General features: G+C 73.3%; 19 protein-coding genes and 1 pseudogene. 11 read left to right on the plus strand and 9 right to left on the minus strand.

Translation table 11 applies throughout. The annotated features are described in order from the left end of the window. Nucleotides 1-19: 19 nt before the first annotated feature. On the minus strand, nucleotides 20-1657 hold the full coding sequence (locus RM445_RS21475; protein WP_311558608.1) for an LCP family protein: 1638 nt from the start codon (nucleotides 1655-1657) through the stop codon (nucleotides 20-22). An 802-nt stretch (nucleotides 1658-2459) separates the two neighbouring features. Here RM445_RS21475 and RM445_RS21480 point away from each other — a divergent pair. The 3 genes and pseudogenes from RM445_RS21480 (at nucleotide 2460) to RM445_RS21490 (ending at nucleotide 3413) form a co-directional block, all read left to right on the plus strand. Continuing rightward, nucleotides 2460-2723 (plus strand): hypothetical protein, encoded by a 264-nt coding sequence (locus RM445_RS21480; protein ID WP_311558609.1) that lies wholly within the window; start codon nucleotides 2460-2462, stop codon nucleotides 2721-2723. Next, nucleotides 2720-2959, plus strand: a pseudogene (locus tag RM445_RS21485) (amino acid permease); the annotation flags it as partial. The gene RM445_RS21480 and the pseudogene RM445_RS21485, both read left to right, overlap by 4 nt. Nucleotides 2960-3032: 73 nt before the next feature. Then, nucleotides 3033-3413 carry a universal stress protein gene (locus RM445_RS21490; RefSeq protein ID WP_311558610.1) on the plus strand — a complete coding sequence of 127 codons (381 nt, stop codon included), beginning with the start codon at nucleotides 3033-3035 and terminating at the stop codon, nucleotides 3411-3413. Nucleotides 3414-3499: 86 nt separating this feature from the next. Here RM445_RS21490 and RM445_RS21495 read toward each other — a convergent pair whose 3' ends face one another. Then, the gene (locus tag RM445_RS21495) at nucleotides 3500-5074 is read right to left on the minus strand and encodes an SGNH/GDSL hydrolase family protein (RefSeq protein ID WP_311558611.1); all 1575 of its coding nucleotides are present in this window, start codon (nucleotides 5072-5074) and stop codon (nucleotides 3500-3502) included. 102 nt (nucleotides 5075-5176) lie between these two features. Further along, a complete protein-coding gene (locus RM445_RS21500) occupies nucleotides 5177-5647 on the minus strand; it encodes a MarR family winged helix-turn-helix transcriptional regulator (RefSeq protein WP_311558612.1) in 471 nt (156 codons plus the stop codon). Between the two features lie 101 nt (nucleotides 5648-5748). Here RM445_RS21500 and RM445_RS21505 point away from each other — a divergent pair, with 101 nt between their 5' ends. Further along, nucleotides 5749-6375 carry an FMN-dependent NADH-azoreductase gene (locus RM445_RS21505; protein WP_311558613.1) on the plus strand — a complete coding sequence of 209 codons (627 nt, stop codon included), beginning with the start codon at nucleotides 5749-5751 and terminating at the stop codon, nucleotides 6373-6375. 135 nt (nucleotides 6376-6510) lie between these two features. On the opposite strand, the gene ilvA is transcribed toward RM445_RS21505, so the two are convergent. Further along, nucleotides 6511-7755: a threonine ammonia-lyase IlvA gene (gene ilvA / locus RM445_RS21510; RefSeq protein ID WP_311558614.1), complete on the minus strand. Its 1245-nt coding sequence runs from the start codon at nucleotides 7753-7755 to the stop codon at nucleotides 6511-6513. Between the two features lie 145 nt (nucleotides 7756-7900). Here ilvA and RM445_RS21515 point away from each other — a divergent pair, with 145 nt between their 5' ends. Then, on the plus strand, nucleotides 7901-9256 hold the full coding sequence (locus RM445_RS21515; protein WP_311558615.1) for a lytic transglycosylase domain-containing protein: 1356 nt from the start codon (nucleotides 7901-7903) through the stop codon (nucleotides 9254-9256). Between the two features lie 141 nt (nucleotides 9257-9397). After that, complete coding sequence (locus tag RM445_RS21520) at nucleotides 9398-10357, plus strand: glycosyltransferase family protein (protein WP_311558616.1); 960 nt, start codon at nucleotides 9398-9400, stop codon at nucleotides 10355-10357. Here RM445_RS21520 and RM445_RS21525 read toward each other — a convergent pair. Then, nucleotides 10266-11192, minus strand: coding sequence for an MFS transporter (locus RM445_RS21525; RefSeq protein ID WP_311558617.1), 927 nt, complete (start codon nucleotides 11190-11192; stop codon nucleotides 10266-10268). The two genes, RM445_RS21520 and RM445_RS21525, sit on opposite strands and share 92 nt — an antisense overlap. Nucleotides 11193-11336: 144 nt before the next feature. On the opposite strand from RM445_RS21525, the gene RM445_RS21530 reads away from it, so the two are divergent. Further along, on the plus strand, nucleotides 11337-11963 hold the full coding sequence (locus tag RM445_RS21530; RefSeq protein WP_311558618.1) for a CGNR zinc finger domain-containing protein: 627 nt from the start codon (nucleotides 11337-11339) through the stop codon (nucleotides 11961-11963). A 10-nt stretch (nucleotides 11964-11973) separates the two neighbouring features. Here the strand turns inward: RM445_RS21530 and RM445_RS21535 are convergent, their stop codons facing one another. Continuing rightward, nucleotides 11974-12819, minus strand: a complete 846-nt coding sequence (locus RM445_RS21535) for an oxidoreductase (protein ID WP_311558619.1) — start codon at nucleotides 12817-12819, stop codon at nucleotides 11974-11976. A gap of 108 nt (nucleotides 12820-12927) precedes the next feature. On the opposite strand from RM445_RS21535, the gene RM445_RS21540 reads away from it, so the two are divergent. Continuing rightward, a complete protein-coding gene (locus RM445_RS21540; protein ID WP_311558620.1) occupies nucleotides 12928-13983 on the plus strand; it encodes an LLM class F420-dependent oxidoreductase in 1056 nt (351 codons plus the stop codon). A 27-nt stretch (nucleotides 13984-14010) separates the two neighbouring features. On the opposite strand, the gene RM445_RS21545 is transcribed toward RM445_RS21540, so the two are convergent. Next, the gene (locus tag RM445_RS21545) at nucleotides 14011-14391 is read right to left on the minus strand and encodes a nuclear transport factor 2 family protein (RefSeq protein WP_311558621.1); all 381 of its coding nucleotides are present in this window, start codon (nucleotides 14389-14391) and stop codon (nucleotides 14011-14013) included. A 147-nt stretch (nucleotides 14392-14538) separates the two neighbouring features. Here RM445_RS21545 and RM445_RS21550 point away from each other — a divergent pair, with 147 nt between their 5' ends. Both RM445_RS21550 and RM445_RS21555 read left to right on the plus strand, forming a co-directional pair. After that, nucleotides 14539-15399: an MEDS domain-containing protein gene (locus RM445_RS21550; protein WP_311558622.1), complete on the plus strand. Its 861-nt coding sequence runs from the start codon at nucleotides 14539-14541 to the stop codon at nucleotides 15397-15399. A gap of 11 nt (nucleotides 15400-15410) precedes the next feature. Then, nucleotides 15411-16352 carry a sensor histidine kinase gene (locus tag RM445_RS21555; RefSeq protein WP_311558623.1) on the plus strand — a complete coding sequence of 314 codons (942 nt, stop codon included), beginning with the start codon at nucleotides 15411-15413 and terminating at the stop codon, nucleotides 16350-16352. 16 nt (nucleotides 16353-16368) lie between these two features. Here the strand turns inward: RM445_RS21555 and RM445_RS21560 are convergent, their stop codons facing one another. Next, nucleotides 16369-16764, minus strand: a complete 396-nt coding sequence (locus RM445_RS21560; RefSeq protein WP_311558624.1) for an STAS domain-containing protein — start codon at nucleotides 16762-16764, stop codon at nucleotides 16369-16371. A 58-nt stretch (nucleotides 16765-16822) separates the two neighbouring features. Continuing rightward, complete coding sequence (locus RM445_RS21565; protein WP_311558625.1) at nucleotides 16823-17302, minus strand: ATP-binding protein; 480 nt, start codon at nucleotides 17300-17302, stop codon at nucleotides 16823-16825. 129 nt (nucleotides 17303-17431) lie between these two features. Between RM445_RS21565 and RM445_RS21570 the strand changes: the two genes are divergently transcribed. Then, nucleotides 17432-18583 carry a PP2C family protein-serine/threonine phosphatase gene (locus RM445_RS21570; protein WP_311558626.1) on the plus strand — a complete coding sequence of 384 codons (1152 nt, stop codon included), beginning with the start codon at nucleotides 17432-17434 and terminating at the stop codon, nucleotides 18581-18583. The last annotated feature ends 2 nt before the right edge of the window (nucleotides 18584-18585 follow it).

Consider the following 18585-nt stretch of genomic DNA (forward strand, 5'->3'; position numbering starts at 1 on the left):
ACCGGTGGTCTACACCTGTTCAGCACGACTGTGCGAGCGAGGTGGCGCCCTTTGTCGGCGCCGGACGGCCCGTCGGGGCGGTGTCGTCGTCGGTCGCGCCGCGGCCCCGGGTGGACCCGGAGGCCGACTTCGGGGTGCTCGTCGGAGCGGTGGTCGGGGGTGCGGGAGCGGCCGTCGCCGCCGGGGCGGCGATGGTGTCGCGCACGACCTTCTTCATGAACGCGACGTCCGGTCGCGACGTGTCGAACCGGCCGTCCGGCTCGTTCGGGTCGGCCAGGTTCGGGTCGAAGGACACGCTCTCCAGTGCCACTGTTCCGGCACTGTCGGCCACCTTGACCAGCGCCGGGAGGACCTGCCGCGGGATGTTGGTGGACACGCTGTCCGTGGTGGCCGCGGCCACGCCCTGGAAGTTCGACAGCAGGTTCGCCGGGCTCTTCTGCTGCAGGACGTACTGCAGCAGGCAGCGTTGGCGGCCCATCCGCGTGTAGTCGTCGCTGTTGGTCCGCGACCGGGCGACCGCCAGCGTGTCCTCACCGTCGAGGTGCTGCACGCCCGCGGGGATGTAGCGGTCCGGCTTCACGCGGCGCCCCGTGGGCGTGATGCCGCCGACCGGCAGCGGTTCGGGCCCGACGTCCACGGTCAACCCGCCCAGCGCGTCGATGATCGAGGCGAAGCCGGCCATGTTCACCTCGACGTAGTAGTCGAGCTTCACCCCGAGCATGGTCTCGACGGACGAGTGCAGCAGGTTCAGCCCGGGGTCGGTGGTCGGCCCGGCCGGTGCGACCTCCGGAAAGCTGTGCGCGTAGGCGTAGACGGCGTTGAGCAGGTAGTCGCCGGACAACGGGTCGGACGGGTTGTGGAAGCCCTGGGGGAACCGCCTGGCCATCGGTGATCCCGGAGGGAACGTCACACGCTGCAGGTTGCGCGGGAGCCCGAAGAGGATCGTGCGGCCGGTGTGCGTGTCGACGCTCGCGACCATCATCGTGTCGGTCCGGGTGCCGCGCCGGTCCGGCCCGGCGTCGCTGCCGACCAGCAGCACGTTCAACCGCCCCTTGCCGATGGCCTCCGCGGCGGGGGTGCCGCCGCCGAGCGACGGGAACAGCCGCTCGAGCAGCTGCCGCTGCGAGTTGGCGAGCTCGGCGCCGAAGCCGAGGGGGGCGGCGACACCGAGGCACAGCAGGGCGACGACCCCGGCGCCGAGCACGCGCTGCCCCGTGCGGAGGCCCGTCGGCCGGGCGAGCAGGTACGTCCGCACGATGACGGCCATCCACGCCAGCGCGGCCACGAGCAGACCGATCGCGCCGCCCACGAGCGTGCCCGACGAGAGCAGCGTGCCGATGAGGTCGGACCGGTCGGCGCGCAGCGTCAGCACCACCAGCGTGACGACGCCGAGCACGAACGTCGCCATGATCGCCGCGCCGGTCCGGAACCGGCGCAGGGCGAGATGCCCCGCACCCGGGACCACCGTCGACAGCAGTGTCGTGAACAGCGCAGGGCCGAGGGTCGAGAAGCGGCGGGCCTGGGTGCGCCCCGCCGCGTCGAGCCGCAGCTCCTGGTAGCTGGGCCCGTGGTAGCGGACGGGCGGGCGCTGGACGGGGCGTCCTTCGGCGGCGGTCCGCGCGCGCTCGTCCACGACGGCGCGCTTCGTGCGCGGCATTCCCGGCGGCCGACCGGGATGCCCGCGGTGCGGGCCCGTCGGGGGAACGGGTGCGGTCGGTCGGTCGTCGACGACGGGGCGCCCGCGCGGTGGCTCCGGGCGGGAGGGGAGACGCTGTCCGGCCGAGCCGGATGGCGGTACGCCGCGTCCGGCTCGCGCGGGTGGCCCCACCGGGCCTCCGGGCGGCGCACCGTTGGCGGGGGGTCCGGCCGGGCCGGGCCGGGCACCGGGACTCATGGGAACGCTCGCCGTCTCGTCTGATCCGGCGGGCATGACCGCTGTGGCCCCCACTCCCGATCCCGTGTCCGGCGGAGCAGGAGGCCGTCCACCGGCTGCGGGGTTCCCGCCCGACGGGGTGTCGCGGCGCGGCGGATGCGGGGGCACCGGAGCACGGGGAGGGTGGGTCGCCGGCTTCGGGGGCCCCTGCTCGTCCACGCTGGTCACCCCCTGGTCCTCCTCGAGACGATACCTACGGTCCGACGACGCAGCGCGCCGCGAGACCGCTGCGCCGCAGCGGCTGCCGGGTCGTGCCGCGGCGGCGCTCCACGATGAGGCCGGATCGAGCCTACTGCGCGTGATCGTCGCGGCCGACGGGTACCCGGACGGTCGCGTCCTTCCGGGTGTCGGCGCGGTCTCCACCTGCACCGACGGCACCGGACACGGGCTTCCTGCCCGTGTACGCGTGGTGAGCCTCGGCTCGGCGCCCGGCGATCGTGATCTCCCGGAAACGCGCACGCGGGCGGGCGCCGCCGCACAATGCGGGATGCGCACGGACGTCGTGCGACGACCGGAGGGAGCCGGTATGGCCTCACTTCTCCAGCAGGCGCTGCGCCGAAAGCCCGTGTCCGAGCTGACGGCGCAGACCGGCACGGACACCGGCGGCGGCGAGCTCGAGCGCTCCATCGGCCTGTTCCAGCTCTCGACGATCGGCATCGGCGCGACGATCGGGACGGGCATCTTCTTCGTGCTCAGCCAGGCGGTGCCCATCGCCGGGCCCGCGGTGGCTGGTCGTTCGTCGTCGCCGGTGTCGTCGCGGGCCTCACCGCCGTCTGCTACGCCGAGCTGACCAGCGCGGTGCCGGTGTCCGGGTCGTCGTACTCCTACGCCTACGCGACGCTGGGGGAGGTCGTCGCGATGGGCGTCGCGGCGTGCCTGCTGCTGGAGTACGGCGTCTCGGCGGCGGCGGTCGCCGTGGGGTGGTCGGAGTACCTGAACCAGCTCCTCGGCAACGTGTTCGGCGTCCAGATCCCCGAAGCGCTGGCGAACTCCCCGGAGTCCGGCGGCGTCCTGAACCTGCCGGCCGTGGTGCTGGTCGCGCTGTGCGCGCTGCTGCTGATCCGGGGCACCAGCGAGTCGGGTCGGCGCCGTCCTACGGGTGGCCTCGTTCGCGGTCCGGCCCGCACCGCCGCGAACGATCGCGACGGGGCCGCACATCGAAGACGCGGTCGTCGACGAGTGGGTCGAGTACGTCGACAAGGTCCAGCAGCGGGTCCTGGAGCAGGTCGCGGGGCTGCCGGTGGCTCCTCGCACGGACGGCGCGGTCGTCGGGCGGGGGCACGACTGGGCGGACGCACTGGCGGACATCGAGTGGACGGCCGGGGACGTGCTGGTGGTGGGGTCGAGCACCGCGGGTCCGCTGGAACGGGTGTTCCTCGGTTCCCGCGCGTCGAAGATCGTGCGCAACGCCCCGGTGCCGGTGGTGGCGCTGCCCCGCGGTGCGGTGGCGCAGCTCGCGGACGAGGCGGAGCGCGCCTGACCCGTCGTCGTCCCTAGTGCCTGCAAGGCCACCTTCACGACACCTGGCGACATGAAGGTGGCCTTGCAGGCATCTGGGGGGCGTGCTCAGTTGCCGTCGGGGTCCGGTGTGATCAGGCGGGCGACGGCCGCCGCCGTGCGCAACGAGCCGGTGCCCGTGGGATGGAACGGGAACGGGTCGGCCAGGCCCTGCAGGTCCGGGCCGGTCGACCCGTCCGCCGCCTCCGTCGACCCCGGCGCACACAGCGGCGACAGGTGCGGGCGGGCCACGCCGAAGCCGTACTTCCGCGCGCCCGCCACGAGGATCGTGTTGAGCTGGTCGTTGCGGGCGGCGAGCAGATCCGCCTCGGCCGTGGTGAGGCCCGCGGCCGCGGCCGGGCCGCGCAGGTCGGGGCACGCGGGGTCGATGGTGGCCGGCAGCGCGTCGTAGGAGGTCACGACCACCACCTGCGGTTGTCCGGGCAGCGCGGCGAGCTCGGCGAGCAGGGTGCCGTAGTCGCGGTCGAAAGCCGCGAGGCGGTAGTCGAACTCGCCCTGGCTGAGGTTGTCCGCGCAGTTCTCCACCGCGTAGCAGTAGGTCACGAGGTCCGACCAGCCCAGGTCGTTGGGCCCGATCGCCACGGCGACGAACTCCAGTCCCTGCACCTGCTTGAGCACGCCCACCTGGGGCGGCAGCAGCAGCCCGTTGCGTTCCTGCGGCCCGAGCAGGCCCGCCGCGGTCGTCGCGCTCGGGCAGGCGAGGTTCAGGACGGGTGCCGCGAGAATCCCACCGACCTCGGCGGCCAGGGAGTCGGTGCTGCGGCCGCACGCCGCGTCCGCAGGCGACGGGTTCGGCAGCGGCGGTCCGCCGACCCGGACGGCCCGCGAGTCGCCGACGACCGCGCCGGCGAACCCGGTGACCGCCGGACCGGCCGGCTCCGGCGAGACCGACGACGACCCGACCAGGTCGGTGAGTGAACCGACCTTCTGCAGCCCGCGCACGGTGTCCGTGTACGCCAGCCCACCTGCCGCGACCCAGGCGAGCGCGGAGGTGGCGACGGCGATGGCGGTCATGCGGGCGATCGCCCCGCTGAGGTGGTGCCAGATCTCCGCGACGGCGTGCGGTCCCGCGTCCTCACCCGCCCGGCTGCGGGCGCGCAGCACCGCGAGCATGCGCAGGCAGCCCGCTCCGGCGGCCGCCGCGAGGGCGAACACGAGCAGGCCCAGCCCGCCCCAGAGGTACCAGCGCAGGAAGCCGCGGGAGACGTTGTCGATCGCCTGTGCCTGGGCCTGCGCGCTGGTCAGCGGGTCGAACACCTGCGCGGCCGCGGCGTTGCGCTGGACCGGGCCCATGGTGAGGCGAGGACGCAGCGGGCCGTGGATCCGCAGCCGGGGCATGTCGAGCTCGGTGTTGCCGATCTGCACCAGCTGGGCCGGCCCGGAGAACGTCGGGGTGGGAGTGCGGGCACCGACCGACAGGTGCTGGCCGAGCGCGACCACGTCCTGTTCGGGCGTGAGCGCGACCGTCACCGGCACCCCGACCAGCAGGCAGAAGGCCACGAGCAGCACCGTCGGCCACGCCCGCAGCTCGCGGAGCACTCCCGGCCGGCGCGGCGGCGCGTTCGTGACCGGAAGCGCGTCGGGCGACGTCTTGCGCACCGGCAGGCCCCCGTCCGTCTGCATGCTGGACCGGTTCAGTGTGCCGGGCCGTGCTCGGCCCGTCACTTGCCCGATCTCGTGATGCAGGCCTCGCCCTCAACCCCTTGCGTCGGATCCACTCGGGCGTCAGGACCGCCGGCGGCCGGCGGGGGTCGGCTGGTTCTCGGCGGCCTCGACGACCCGGAACAGCGCCGTGGCGATCGCCCGGGCCTCGCCGTCGTCGAGGTGTGCGCCGAAATGGTGCTCGATCCCGGCGAGGTAGGTCGGCGCCGCCGCCCGCAGGCGGGCCCGGCCCTCGTCGGTGACGACGGCCAGCAGCGAGCGCCCGTCGTCGGGGTTGCGCTCCCGGCGGACGAGGCCCGCCCGCTCGAGCTCGTCGACGACCCGGCTGACCCGCTCCCGGCTGAGCACGGCCTTGGCGCCGAGTTCGGTCATCCGCAGGCGGCGGTCGGGGGCGGAATTGAGCTCGAGCAGCACGTCGTACCAGGACAACGGCATTCCGATGGCGGCCAGCTCACGCTCGAGGCGGGGGACCACCGCGGCGTGCACCCGGAGTACGGACGCCCAGGCCAACACCTTCTCGTCGTCGGCAGCCATGAGACGAGGCTAACAGAAAGGTGCGTGCGCACGCACCTTGACGGGTGGGTGCCTTGCTGCTGTTATGTGCGTACGCACATAACTCTGGAAGGGATCACCCCATGAGCACCCTGCTGCACATCTCCGCCTCTCCCCGCGGCGCCGCCTCCGAGTCGCGCGCGATCGCGGCGACGTTCCTCGACGCCTACCGCGACACCCACCCGGACGACGAGATCGTCGAGTGGGACCTGTGGGACGGCACGCTGCCCGCGTTCGGTCCCCCCGCCGCGGCGGCGAAGATGGCGGTGTTCGCCGGAGCGGACCCGCAGGGCGACGAGGCGCTCGCCTGGCGGGCCGCGATCGACACGTTCCGCCGGTTCGACGCCGCCGACCGCTACCTCTTCAGCGTCCCCATGTGGAACGCCGGCGTGCCCTACATCCTCAAGCAGTTCATCGACGTCGTCTCCCAGCCCGGCCTCGTCTTCGGTTTCGACCCCGAGCGCGGGTACAGCGGCCTGCTGCAGGGCAAGAAGGCGGCGGTGGTCTACACGAGCGCCGTCTACGGCCCGGGGCGCGGCCTGCCGTTCGGCGCCGACTTCCAGCGCCCGTACTTCGACGACTGGCTGCGCTGGACCGGCATCGACGACGTCACCGGCATCGAGCTCCGCCCCGACCTCGCGACGGCGGACGCGGACACCGGCCGGCGGGCGGCGCACGCCGCGGCCCGGGACGTGGGGAAGACGTTCTGACGCCGCACGGCGTGCCGGCGCGGTACCGGGGTTCGCAGCATGGTGGCTTTGCTGCGGTCGGAGTGCAGCAAAGCCACCATGCTGCACTCCCGCCGGAGGCTGCCACCCGGGCCGGGCGGCGTGCCGAGCGTCAGCTCAGACCAGGAACCGGTACGCCGTACTCCCCGGCGCCACCAGCTGGATCTTCAGCGGGCTCGCCTTCATCCGGCCCCACAGCGGCTCGTAGCCCTCGCGGCTGCTGATCTCGATGCCGACGAGCGCCGCGCCCGTCTCCCGGTTGTCGCGCTTGACGTACTCGAACAGGACGATGTCGTCGTCCGCGCCGAGCACCTCGTCCAGGAACCGGCGCAGCGCTCCGGGTTCCTGCGGGAACTCCACGAGGAAGTAGTGCTTGAGCCCGCGGTGCACCAGTGACCGCTCCACCACCTCCGCATAGCGGCTCACATCGTTGTTCCCGCCCGAGAGCAGGCACACGACCGTCGACCCGAGCTCGACCGACACCTCGTCGCCCAGCGCGGCCGACGCCATCGCGCCCGCGGGCTCGGCGATGATCCCGTCGACCTGGTAGAGGTCGAGCATCTCGGTGCACACCCGCCCCTCCGGCACGGTGACGAGCTCTGCGCCGCTGTCGTGCACCATCGGCAGGCTGATCTCGCCCACCCGCCGCACGGCGGCGCCGTCGACGAACGAGTCGAGCTCCGGCAGCGTCACCGGCGCCCCTGCGCGCAGGGCGGCGGTCATGCTCGCCGCGCCCGCCGGCTCGACCCCCACCACCCGGATCCCGGGGTGCTGCTCCCGCATCAGGGTCGCGACGCCGGCGAGCAGTCCGCCGCCGCCGACGGGCACCACGACGACGTCGGGCGCCCGCCCGAGCTGGTCCAGGATCTCGATGCCGACGGTGGCCTGGCCGGCGATCGTGCGCCGGTCGTCGAACGCCGGCACCACCGTCGCGCCCGTGCGGGCGGCGTACTCGGCGGCGGCCGCGGCCGCGTCGTCGTACGTGTCGCCGTCGACGACGAGCTCGACGTCGTCGCCGCCCAACGCGACGATCCGCTCGCGCTTCTGCCGCGGGGTGGTGCGGGGGACGTGGACGCGCCCGCGCATCCCGAGCATCCGGCAGGCGTAGGCCATGCCCTGCCCGTGATTGCCGGCACTGGCGCACACCGCACCGGCCGCCCGCTCGGCGGGCCCGAGCTGCGCGAGCAGGTTGTAGGCGCCGCGCAGCTTGTACGAGCGCCCCACCTGCAGGTCTTCCCGCTTGAACCACACCTGGGCCCCCGCGGCATCGGAGAGCCGGGGGCTGGCTTCGAGGGGGGTGACACGCGCGACCCCGTCGAGGCGGGCCGCCGCTGCAGTGCACTCGTCGGCGAAGGAAGGCACGGGCCGATCCTGCCCCGGCCGGGCCCGACCCCCCGCATTGGGGAGTGTGACCGCACGCCGATTGGGGTCGACGGTCACCGTCCGCAACCTGAATGCTGTCCGCGTGAGTCGCGGCAGGGCCTCCCGGGTGATGCATCGTCGTGCCGTGCGGGCGGCCGGCGCACTGTCCGCGATCGCCCTCGCGGCCTTCGGTCACACGGGTGCCGCGCTCGCCGTCGGCACGGTCGCCGAGAGCCAGCCGATCGTGTCGCTGTCCGACACCCCGCTCGGCCCGTACGCGCCTGCCGAGGTCGCCGGGCCCGTCGCCGTGGCCGTTCCCACCGCGGTCGCCGCCGCTCCTGCCACCGCCCTCGCCCCGGCCACCGCGACGGCGACCGCGCGGGTCTCCCCGACGTCCCCCGACGGCACCGGCATCCCGAGCACGGTGCTGGCCGCCTACAAAGCCGCCGAGGCGGCCCTCGCCGCCTCGAACCCGTCGTGTCACCTGCCCTGGACGCTCGTCGCCGGCATCGGCCGAGTTGAGTCCGGGCACGCCTCCGGCGGCCGGGTCGACGCCGCGGGCACCACGAACGGCCGCATCCTCGGCCCCCGCCTCGACGGCGGCACCGTCGGCACGGCCACGATCCGCGACAGCGACGCCGGTGCGCTCGACGGCGACACCGGCTTCGACCGGGCGGTCGGCCCCATGCAGTTCATCCCCGGCACCTGGAAGTCGTTCGCCAAGGACGGCAACAACGACGGCGTGGTGTCGCCACACAACGTCTTCGACGCCGCGGTCGCCTCCGGCACCTACCTCTGCTCGAGCGGCGGCGACCTGTCCCAGCCGGCCGCGCAGCGTGCCGCCCTGCTGCGCTACAACCGCTCCGACGCCTACGGGGCGCTCGTCCTGCGCTGGGCCGCGGCCTACGGCGCCGGCGTCGCCGTGCTGCCCAACGGCGCCGGCCCGGTACCCAGCACGGCACCGACCCCGCCCGTGCAGGTCCCGGCCCCGGCGAACGGGACGCTCGACCCCGCGGCGGCTGCAGCGCTCGCGGCGCCTGCGCCTGTAGTCACCGGGCCGGCGGCGTCCGAGTCTGATGCCGGTGCCGTCACGACGACGGTCACCGCGACCTCGACGCCGACGAGCACCCCGACGACCCCGGCGACGGTGACGATCACGGTCACGGCCACGCCGTCGACCCCGGCGACCAGCACGAAGCCGACAACCGCCACCAAGCCGACGGCCACGTCGAGTCCGGCCCCCTCGACCCCGACGACTCCGAGGACGACCCCGCCGGCCACTCCTGCGTCCTCCGAGGTCGTGGTCACGTCGTCGAAGGCCGCCGAGGAGACCACCTCGGAGGAGTCCAGCACAGAGGAGCCCACCCCCGAGGAGCCCAGCACAGAGGAGTCCAGCACCGCGGAGCTGAGGGCTGTCGCGGACGACGACGAGGACTCCGCCCCGGCCGAGAGCGAGGACACGGACTCGACCGCCGATGACACCTCGGACGACGACAGCTGACCGAGCCCGCGGTGCGCGGCCTACGAGACGACCGGCCCGCTCGTCGCACAGGTTCCGACGAGCGGGCCGGTCGTCCGAAACCAGGCCCAGGGGGCACGGTCCTCCGGGGTTGGCCGCGGCCCGGCCGGGGAACGCGGCTACGTGTCGATCTCCGCCGCCCCCGCCCTCGGCCGTGCCCCGCTGTCCGTGCCGACGATGTGGACCCCGTCGGTCGGGACGCGCTGCGGGGTCGCGCAGTACGCCGACGCGCTGGTCGCCGCGCTGCACCGGATCGGGCGCCCGGTGGCGCACACCGCGGAACCCGGCGACGACGCCACCGTGGTGCACCTCCAGCACGAGCACTCGCTCGTCGCCCCGGAGCGGGTCGCCGAGGTCGCCCGCCAGGCCCGGGACCGCGACGTGCCGTTCGTCGTCACCGAACACAGCGTGCGCGGGCAGGTCGACGACTGGGAGGGCGAGGTCGACGCGCTGGTCGCGCACTCCGCCGAGGGTGTGGCGCTGCTGCAGGAGCGGTGGCCCGGCCGGCTGGTCGAGCTGATCCCGCACGGCTGCCCGGCCTGGTTCCCGCCGCGGAAGACCCGCCGTGGCCGGATGGTCGCGACCTTCGGCTTCCTCGAGCCGCACAAGGGCCTCCCTGCGCTCCTCGATGCGGCCGCCGCCGTTGGGGACGTGGAGCTCCTGTTGATCGGGTCCACCCGCGAGGCGTGGGCGGAGGAGTGGCTCGCGGGGCTCGACCTGCCCGTGACGGTGCGACGGGTCGCGGAGTTCCTCGAGGAGGAGGAGATCGCCCGCCGGCTCGCCGCCGAGGCCGACGTCCTCGTGTTCCCGTACGCGCCGCCGCGGTTCGCCGCGGTGAGCGGGGCGGTGCGGGTCGGGCTCGCCAGCGGGGTGCCGGTACTCACCACGCCGACGACCTGGTTCGCCGACCTGCGCGACGTCACCCTGCAGACCGACGACCTCGCCGCGGGGATCGCCCGCCTGCTCGACGACACGGCATCGCGTGACGCCCTCAGCGACGGCGCTCGGCGGCACTGCGCGGAGCACAGCTGGGAGCGGACGGCGCACCGGCACGCGGATCTCTACGACGCGCTGCGTCACTGACCTCTCCGACGCGCTTGCCGGGCGCGATCAGGCTCGCTGCGACTCCCGCAACGGCCATGACCGTGGCGGCCAGGAAGCCGAGCCTGTAGCCGCCGGTCGCGGCCCCGGCCACAAGAGGCGTGACGACGGCGACGCCGACCGCGGTGCCGAGCTGCGCGCTCGACGCCAGCAGCCCGGCGGCCACCCCCTGGTCGTCGGCGGCGACGTCGGCCGTTCCGGCTGCGGTCGAGGCGAGCGAGGCGACCCCCAGACCTCCGCCCATCAGTGCGAACGACCCGAGCAGGGTGGCGAGTCGCAGCCCCCGGTCCGGGAGCGTCAGCAGCAGGACGGTTTCGGCGGTGACGGCGGCAAAGCCCATCAGGAGCAGCGTCCGGGTGCCCAGCCTCGGGAGCAGGCGCGGGCCGGCCAGTGCTCCGGCCACCACTGCCACGTTGAACGCGGGGAACAGCAGCGAGGCCCGGGCCGGCGGCAACCGGAGCTGCTCCTGGACGTACCGGACGACGGTCAGCATCGCCGGCGACGTGCACGCGGTCAGGGCGACCGCGGTGAGGTTGCCGCCCCGCACGCCGCGCTGCGCGACGAGGTGACCGGGCAGCAGCGGCCGCGCGGTGCGCCGCTCGTGCCGGGCGAAGACGACCAGCAGGAGCGCGGCGCCGACGAGCATCGCCCAGCCCGCCCATCCGGTGGGCCGCTCGGCGACCACGGACAACCCCAGCACGGCGGCGGCGATGGCGGCGGTCACGAGCGCTGCGCCCGGCGCATCCAGGGCCTGTCCCGCGGCCCGCGGTGACCGACCGGACGGCAGCACCCGTGCCGCCACCAGTACGGCGAGCACGCCGATCGTCGCGACGGCGCTGCCCGCGATCGAACTGCGCCACGCACGGCACCGCGATCCCCAGCCGTGAACTGTTACCAGTGTCAGGCTTCATGCCGGGAACATAAGCACGGCTCGGATGGGTCGCAACCGGTAAACTGGCCGATGATGGAAACTCCGGAAGTCCTCGCCGAACCGATGCGCCCGCCGGGGATCCGGCCGCTCCCGGTCCTCGGCGGTCATCTGGCACTGGACTTCGCCAACACGGTCGACGACCCGCTCGGTCCCGAGCGGTGGGACCACGTCGCCGACTACGGGGCGCTGCTGTACTGGTCCGTCCAGCGCGGGCTCGCCTCCCCGGCACTCCAGGGGCTCGCCGAGGCACGACCGGGCGAGGCGGACGCCGTGGTGCACCGCGCCGCGGAGCTGCGCGACGCGCTCAACGCCACGTTCGGGGCCGTCGTCGACGGCGCACCGGTCGACGAGGCGTGGGAGCTGCTGCGGCCGTTCTGCGTCGAGGCGCTCGCCCGGATGCGCCTCGCGGCGGACGTGCACCCCGAGTGGGACCCCACGATGCTCGACGCCCCGCTGTGGCCGGTGGCCGACGCCGCGCACCAGCTGCTGCGCAGCGCCGACGACCTGCACCGGCTCAAGCGCTGCGCGGGCTGTCCGTGGCTGTTCCTCGACCGCTCCCGCAACGGCAGCCGTCGCTGGTGCGCCATGGGCGACTGCGGCACCCACGAGAAGATCCGCCGCTACGTCACCAAGCGGGCGCAGCGGCGCACGGGATGACCGGACCGGGTCAGGTCACGTCGTCGAAGTCCGTCCCCCGCGAGACCTTCTCCCACGCCGCGACCTCGGCGCGGACGGAGTCGAGGTGGGCGATGATCCCGTCGACGGCGTCGCCGCCGAGCGGCAGGCGGATCGGCGTCGTCTCGGCGGCGAGCGCCGTGCGGATCGCCGCGGCGGCCTTCGCCGGGTCGCCCGGCTGGGTCCCGTCGCCGTTCTCGACGAAGCGCCGCGTCGCGCCTGCGGTCTCGGCGTAGGCCGGGTTCTCCGCGCTCATCACCGCCGCACCCGGACCGAACAGGTTGGTGCGGAACGCGCCCGGCTCGACCGCCATGACCTTGATCCCGAACGGCGCCACCTCTGCGGCGAGTGTCTCGGCGACGGCCTCGAGCGCGAACTTCGTCGCGCAGTAGACGCCGAACCCGGGCATGACGACCTGGCCGCCCACACTGCTGATCATCACGATCGCCCCGCTGCCGCGCTCGCGCATGTGCGGCAGCACGGCGCGGGTGAGGCCGAACGGGCCGAACACGTGCAGGTCGAACAGATTGCGCAGCTCGTCGTCGGTGGTCTCCTCGACGGCTCCGACCTGGGTGCGGCCGGCGTTGTTGACCAGCACGTCGATCCGGCCGTGCCGCTCCAGCGCGCCGGCCACGGCCGCGTCGACGGCCGGACCGTCGGTGACGTCGAGCGCGACGGGATCGACGAGGCGCGGGTGTGCGGCGACCAGGTCGTCGAGTGCTGCGGGCCTGCGGACGGCGGCCACGACGGTGTCACCCGCCTCGACGGCGGCCTCGGTGATCGCCCGGCCGAAACCGCTGCTCGCGCCGGTCACGAACCAGATCTGACGCTCGTTCATGGGTACCCCTCTTACGGATGAGACGCGCCGACCGGTAGCGACAGCGGTACCCATGGTGTTCGACGCCCGGGCGACGCTACCGGCGATCCGGCTCTATCGTCACTCCTCGTGCGCGTGGGAATGATGCTGAGCTACAGCGGCGGCTTCGCGGAGACCGTCGCCGAGCTCGCGGACCACGAGCGGGCGGGCCTGGGCATCGTGTGGGTGCCGGAGGCCTACAGCTTCGACGCCGTCAGCCAGCTCGGGTATCTCGCCGCCCGGACGTCGCGGCTGGAGATCGCCGCGGGCGTCCTGCAGATCTACACGCGCACCCCGACCCTGACGGCGATGACGGCCGCCGGGCTCGACTTCGTCTCCGACGGTCGGTTCACCCTCGGACTCGGCGCGTCGAACCCGCAGGTCGTCGAGGGATTCCACGGCGTCCGCTACGACGCGCCGGTCGCCCGGACGCGCGAGATCGTCGAGATCTGCCGCGCGGTGTGGCGCCGCGAGCGGCTCGAGCACGAGGGCCGTCACTACCGCGTGCCGCTGCCCGTGGAGGAGGGCACCGGGCTGGGCAAGCCGCTCCGGTTGATCAACCACCCGGTACGCGAGCGGATCCCGATCGTGCTGGCCGCGCTCGGCCCGCGCAACGTCGCGCTCGCCGCGGAGATCGCCGAGGGCTGGCTGCCGATCCTCTACGTGCCGGAGCGAGCCGGTGCGCTGTGGGGGTCGGCGCTCGACGAGGGCCGGGCCCGTCGGGACCCCGCTCTCGGGCCCCTGGACGTCGTCGCCTCGGCGACGCTGTGCATCACCGACGACACCGACGTCGCCCGTCGCGTCCTCGACGACCTCCGCCCGTTCGTGGCGCTGTACGCGGGGGGAATGGGCGCGCGCGGCCGCAACTTCTACAACGACGTGGTCCACGGCTACGGCTGGGAGGCGCAGGCGCGGGAGATCCAGGATCTCTACCTCGACGGGCACAAGGACGCGGCGGCCGCCGCGGTACCGGAGGAGATGTTGCGGCAGATGGCATTGGTCGGGCCGCGCGGGCACGTCGCCGAGCGCCTGGCCGCCTTCGCTACTGCGGGCGTGACGACCATCAACGTGACCCCGCTCGGCGGGTCGGCCGCCGAACGGGTCGCCCAGGTCGAGGCGACCGTCGAACTCGCCGCCGGCGTATGAGCACCGAGGTGTGAGAACCGACGTCGGTCACGGCCGCGGAGTGGGCTGGTAGCCGATCAGCTTCCAGGTCTCGCCGTCGCGCACCCAGACGGCCAGCGCGTTGTTCCGCAGCTGCTTGCGGACACCGTCGGCCGTCAGGTCGGCGTTCATCTCGCCGAGCACGAGCGCGGTGTCACCGGCGACGACGATCCGGTGCACCGGGTGGTCGACGCGGTGGTAGACGTAGTACCCCGACCGGCACTTCTCCAGGTACGACTCCAGCGTGTCGGTGACGGCAGTGGAGTGGGTGTAGAGCAGCTCCGGATGGCAGACGGCCGCGAAGTCGGCGAAGTCGCCCGCGACGATCGCGGCGTACCGCCGGTCTTCGAGTTCCCGGAGCGCCTGCTCGTCCTTCTCCGCGCCGCTCATGCTGTCTCCCTCGCCTCGGAACCGATCTCCGAGCGTCGCAGGAGCGCTGCGGCAGGGGAACCACCATCTCGCCAGCGCTGGCGCGCGAGCCTCGTCAGGAGGACTGTGAAGCCTCTGCGGACCGAGAGGACCAGGGCAGGGACAGTGATGCGCGGCAGGTTCAGGTCCGCCGTTGGGGGCAGGCCGTGGAGAGTGTCGTCCCCGATACCCCGAACGCCGGGGGACCATCTGTGCTGGCCGTTCCGCCGCCCGGACGAGCTGTCGGCAGCGGCACGGCAGTACGTGGCCGAGGGCCTGTCCCGGCAGGAGCGCGTGGCGTACGTGAGCGAAGGGGATTGCACCGATGTGTACCCCGGCCTGGTCGGGATCCCTGATCTTGACGAGCACGTGCACCAGGGCCGACTCCAGTTCGTGCCGTCCGACATGGTCCACCGCTCCGACACCCACGCGGCCGAGCTGCCGGTGCTCGAAGCGCTCACGGGACGTGCGCTCGAGGCGGGCTACCGCGGCCTGCGGATGTTCGCCGACGGCACTGCCCGGGCGCACGATCCGACGCGTCGCGCGCAAGAGGTCCAGTACGAACATCAGCTGGACCAGTTCTGCTGCACGCACCCCGTCACGGCGTTCTGTGCGTACGACGCCGCCGCGCTCGGCAACAGTGCCGTGGCCGAGCTCGTCTGCGTCCATCCGCTGGCCAACGGTGATCTGTCGCCGTTCCAGGTCTGCGCCGCGGGGGATGCGGAGGTGGCCCTCGCCGGCTGTGTCGACGTGTTCTGCGTCGACCAGTTCGAGCAGGCGTTGCAGCGGACAGGAGTGGCCACGACAGGAGGAACGGTGATCATCGATGCGACCGACCTGGAGTTCATTGACGTCCGCGGCATGCTCACACTCGATCGGTACGCCATGGCCGGCGGTGCGACGATCGTCCTGCGTTCCGCCCCGTCCGTCGTGACCCGGGTGACGGAGCTGGTGGATCTGGTCGCCGTGCGAGTCGACGGCAGATCGTGAGGCCCGGCGCCGTGGCTCGGCTCGGGTTCCGGCACGAGTTGGTTCTGCACAGCTCGACGGAGGAGATGCTCGATTTCGTCGTGCCCTTCGCCGAGGAGGGGATTGCGGCGGGAGAGCCGACGATGCTGCTCGTCCGTCGTGAGGTCGCGGCGGCCGTGCTCAGCCGGGTGGAACGCCCTTCCCACGACCTCGTGATCCTGCCCGTTCTCGGGCAGCCGGGGCGCGGACCCTCGGACCTGCGCGCCACCGTGGCCCTCCTCGACGGCCATGTCGGACGGTCCCGGGTGCGCATCCTCAACCAGGAGCCGACCGTGCCGGAGGCGCACTGGCACGAGTGGCGCCGGCTCGAGGCGGGCGTCAACCTGGCCCTGAGCCGGTACGACGCCTGGGTGGTGTGTCTCTACGACCGGGGCATGCTCGACGACGAGATGGTCGACGACCTGCTCGCCACCCATCCGATCGTGGCGCGTGCCGGCGAGCACCGGGACAACGGCCACTTCCAGGACCCGGTCGACTTCGTCAGCACGCACATGGACGCGCCGCCGGACGAGATCGAAGCGACTCCTCCGGCCGCGGAACTGCTCGACCCGTCACCACCCACCGCCCGGGCGGCGGTCGCCGCGTTCGCCATCCACAGCAAGCTCCCGCCGCAGGAGGTCGAGAACATGGTGCTCGCCACGCACGAAGCGGTGAGCAACGCGCGGCGGCACGGCCGGCCTCCCGTGATCCTCCGCCTATGGGTGCAGCCCGGCCGGTTCACCGTCACCGTAACCGACTCCGGCACCGGCCCGACCAACCCCTTCGTCGGGCTCCTTCCACCCGACCACCGGAACGGGGCCGGTCTCGGTCTCTGGATCAGCCACCAGCTCGTCGACGTGACCCACCGCCGCCACCGCGACGGCTACACCGTCCGCATGACTGCCACCGACACGTGCGCTCCCGACCTCCACTGACAAGGGCAGGTGCTCGTCACCGTCGTGGTCGCACCGGGATCGCGGCGGCGACGCCTGCGGTCTCGACCATCCGCCAGACCGGTCCGTCGGCGGGGACGACGACCTCCCCGGCGATCTTCGCCGCCGCCAGATGTCTGCCCAGGCGGAACAGGATCCAGAGGCCTGCGCTGTCGATGTAGCGCAGACCGGTGAGGTCGAGCGTGACAGCGGTGGGTCCGCCACCGACGCCCCGGAGAATCTGCTGCTCGACGGCTTTCGCGTTCGCGAGGTCGAGCTCGCCGGAGACGGCGATGTGAGCGGTGCCGTCCCTGCGGTCGACGACGACGGTGGCCTGAGTCGCTGCCGGGCCGTCGTCCCGCCCGGGTGCTACCCATCCGTCGCCGCCCGCAGGCAGGACAGGACGGTCATTCACGCGTAAAGCAAACACCGCGCCCGTACCCGAGTACAGGCCGGGTCGGTGGGCGGGAAGATCATGCCCGGTGGGCCCCGGCGGGTCGACCCGCAGCCCCGGGAACCACGTCGGGCCGGCTGTCGGGAGCGGGGCTGTGCACGGGGTGGCGCAGCAGCACGGTGGTGCCGCGGTGGTCGTGGTGGATCAGGACGCAGTCGATGAGACGGCGCATTAGCACGACCCCCAGGCCGTGCCCCACCGACTGTGGCCCGGACGACGGCTCACGCCACCTGCCGTGATCGCGGATCTGTACGCAGAGGGCGTCGCCCTCGGTCCAGAACGTCACGTCGATGACGCCGGGCTCCTGGTCGCGGTAGGCGTGCTCGACGGCGTTCGCCGCAGCCTCGCCGACGGCCAGCACGATCTCGTCCTGCCGATCGGGACAGAGGGGAAGCGCGCCCAGGAATCCGTACATGGCGTGCCGCAACCGACACAGGTGCGCGGCGTCGGCCGGCAGGGTGAAGTGGACGAACTCGGTGCGGTCGGAGGGCGGTGGCATCGCCGACTCTCTCCCGGTTGTGCGACAGATCTGCAGGCATCGTACAACGCAGGGTGACGGCTTCACACCGGTGTGCGACACGACCGCTCGCGGTCACACCCTCTGCGCAGCGGATTACTGTGCGGCGTCGTGGGCGCCGTGCCGGAAGGTCCCGGGGAGCTCTACGACGATGCTCCCTGCGGTCTCCTGTCCGTCCGTCCCGACGGCACCGTCGAGACGGTCAACCGGACGCTGCTGCGCTGGACCGGCCACGATCGTGCCGCGCTGATCGGCACGCAGTTCCGCGAGCTGCTCGCGGTCGGCGACCGGATCTTCTACGAGACCCACTACGCCCCGCTGCTGCAGATGCAGGACGAGGTGCGCGAGATCGCGGTGACGCTGGTCTGCCCCCGCGGCAGGCTGCCCGTGCTGATGAACTCGGCGCTGGTCCGCGCCGCGGACGGCGCACCCCGATCCGTCCGTGTCGCGGTCTTCCTCGCGCGCGACCGCCGCTCGTACGAGACCGAACTCTTGAGGGCGCGCCGCCGGGCGGAGGAGTCGGAGGCGCGGGCGAGACTGCTCGCACGCACGCTGCAGGACAGCCTCCTGCCACCCGACCTGCCGCATGTGCCCGGGCTGGACCTGGGGGCCGTCTACCGGCCGGCGGGTCGCGGGGACGAGGTCGGCGGCGACTTCTACGACGTCTTCTCCACCGGACCGGGCGACTGGATGGTGGTCATCGGCGACGTCGTGGGCAAGGGCGTGGCGGCGGCCACCCTGACCAGCCTCGTGCACTACACGGTGCGCGCCGTCGCGATGCACGTCCGGCGCCCGCGGGCAGTGCTCGCCGCGCTGAACGACGCACTGCTCCGGCAGAACGCGGAGCGGGTGTGCACGGTGGCCGTCGCCCGCATCCGGCTCGTCGCGGGCGACCCCGCCCACGTCACGATCTGCCTGGGCGGGCACCCCCGCCCGCTGGCACTGCGACGGGACGGCGATCCGGTGCCGGTCGGACGGTTCGGCACCGTCCTCGGTGCGCTGCCGTCGCCGGCGCTGCACGAGACGACCACCACCCTGGAACCCGGGGACGCACTCCTGCTCTACACCGACGGCGTGGTCGAGGGTCGGCGCGGCGGCGACTTCTTCGGCGAGGAACGGCTGTCGGCACTCCTCGGCACGCTCCGCGACCGGGGTGCGCCCACCATCGCCGGAGAGATCGCGGCCGCGGCCATCGACCATCAGGGCGGGACACCCGCCGACGACATCGCCGTCGTCGTGGTCCGCCGTTCCGGCTTCCGATGAGA

Origin of the sequence: Pseudonocardia charpentierae (genome assembly GCF_031845345.1) — a bacterium.
Lineage (GTDB): Bacteria > Actinomycetota > Actinomycetes > Mycobacteriales > Pseudonocardiaceae > Pseudonocardia > Pseudonocardia charpentierae.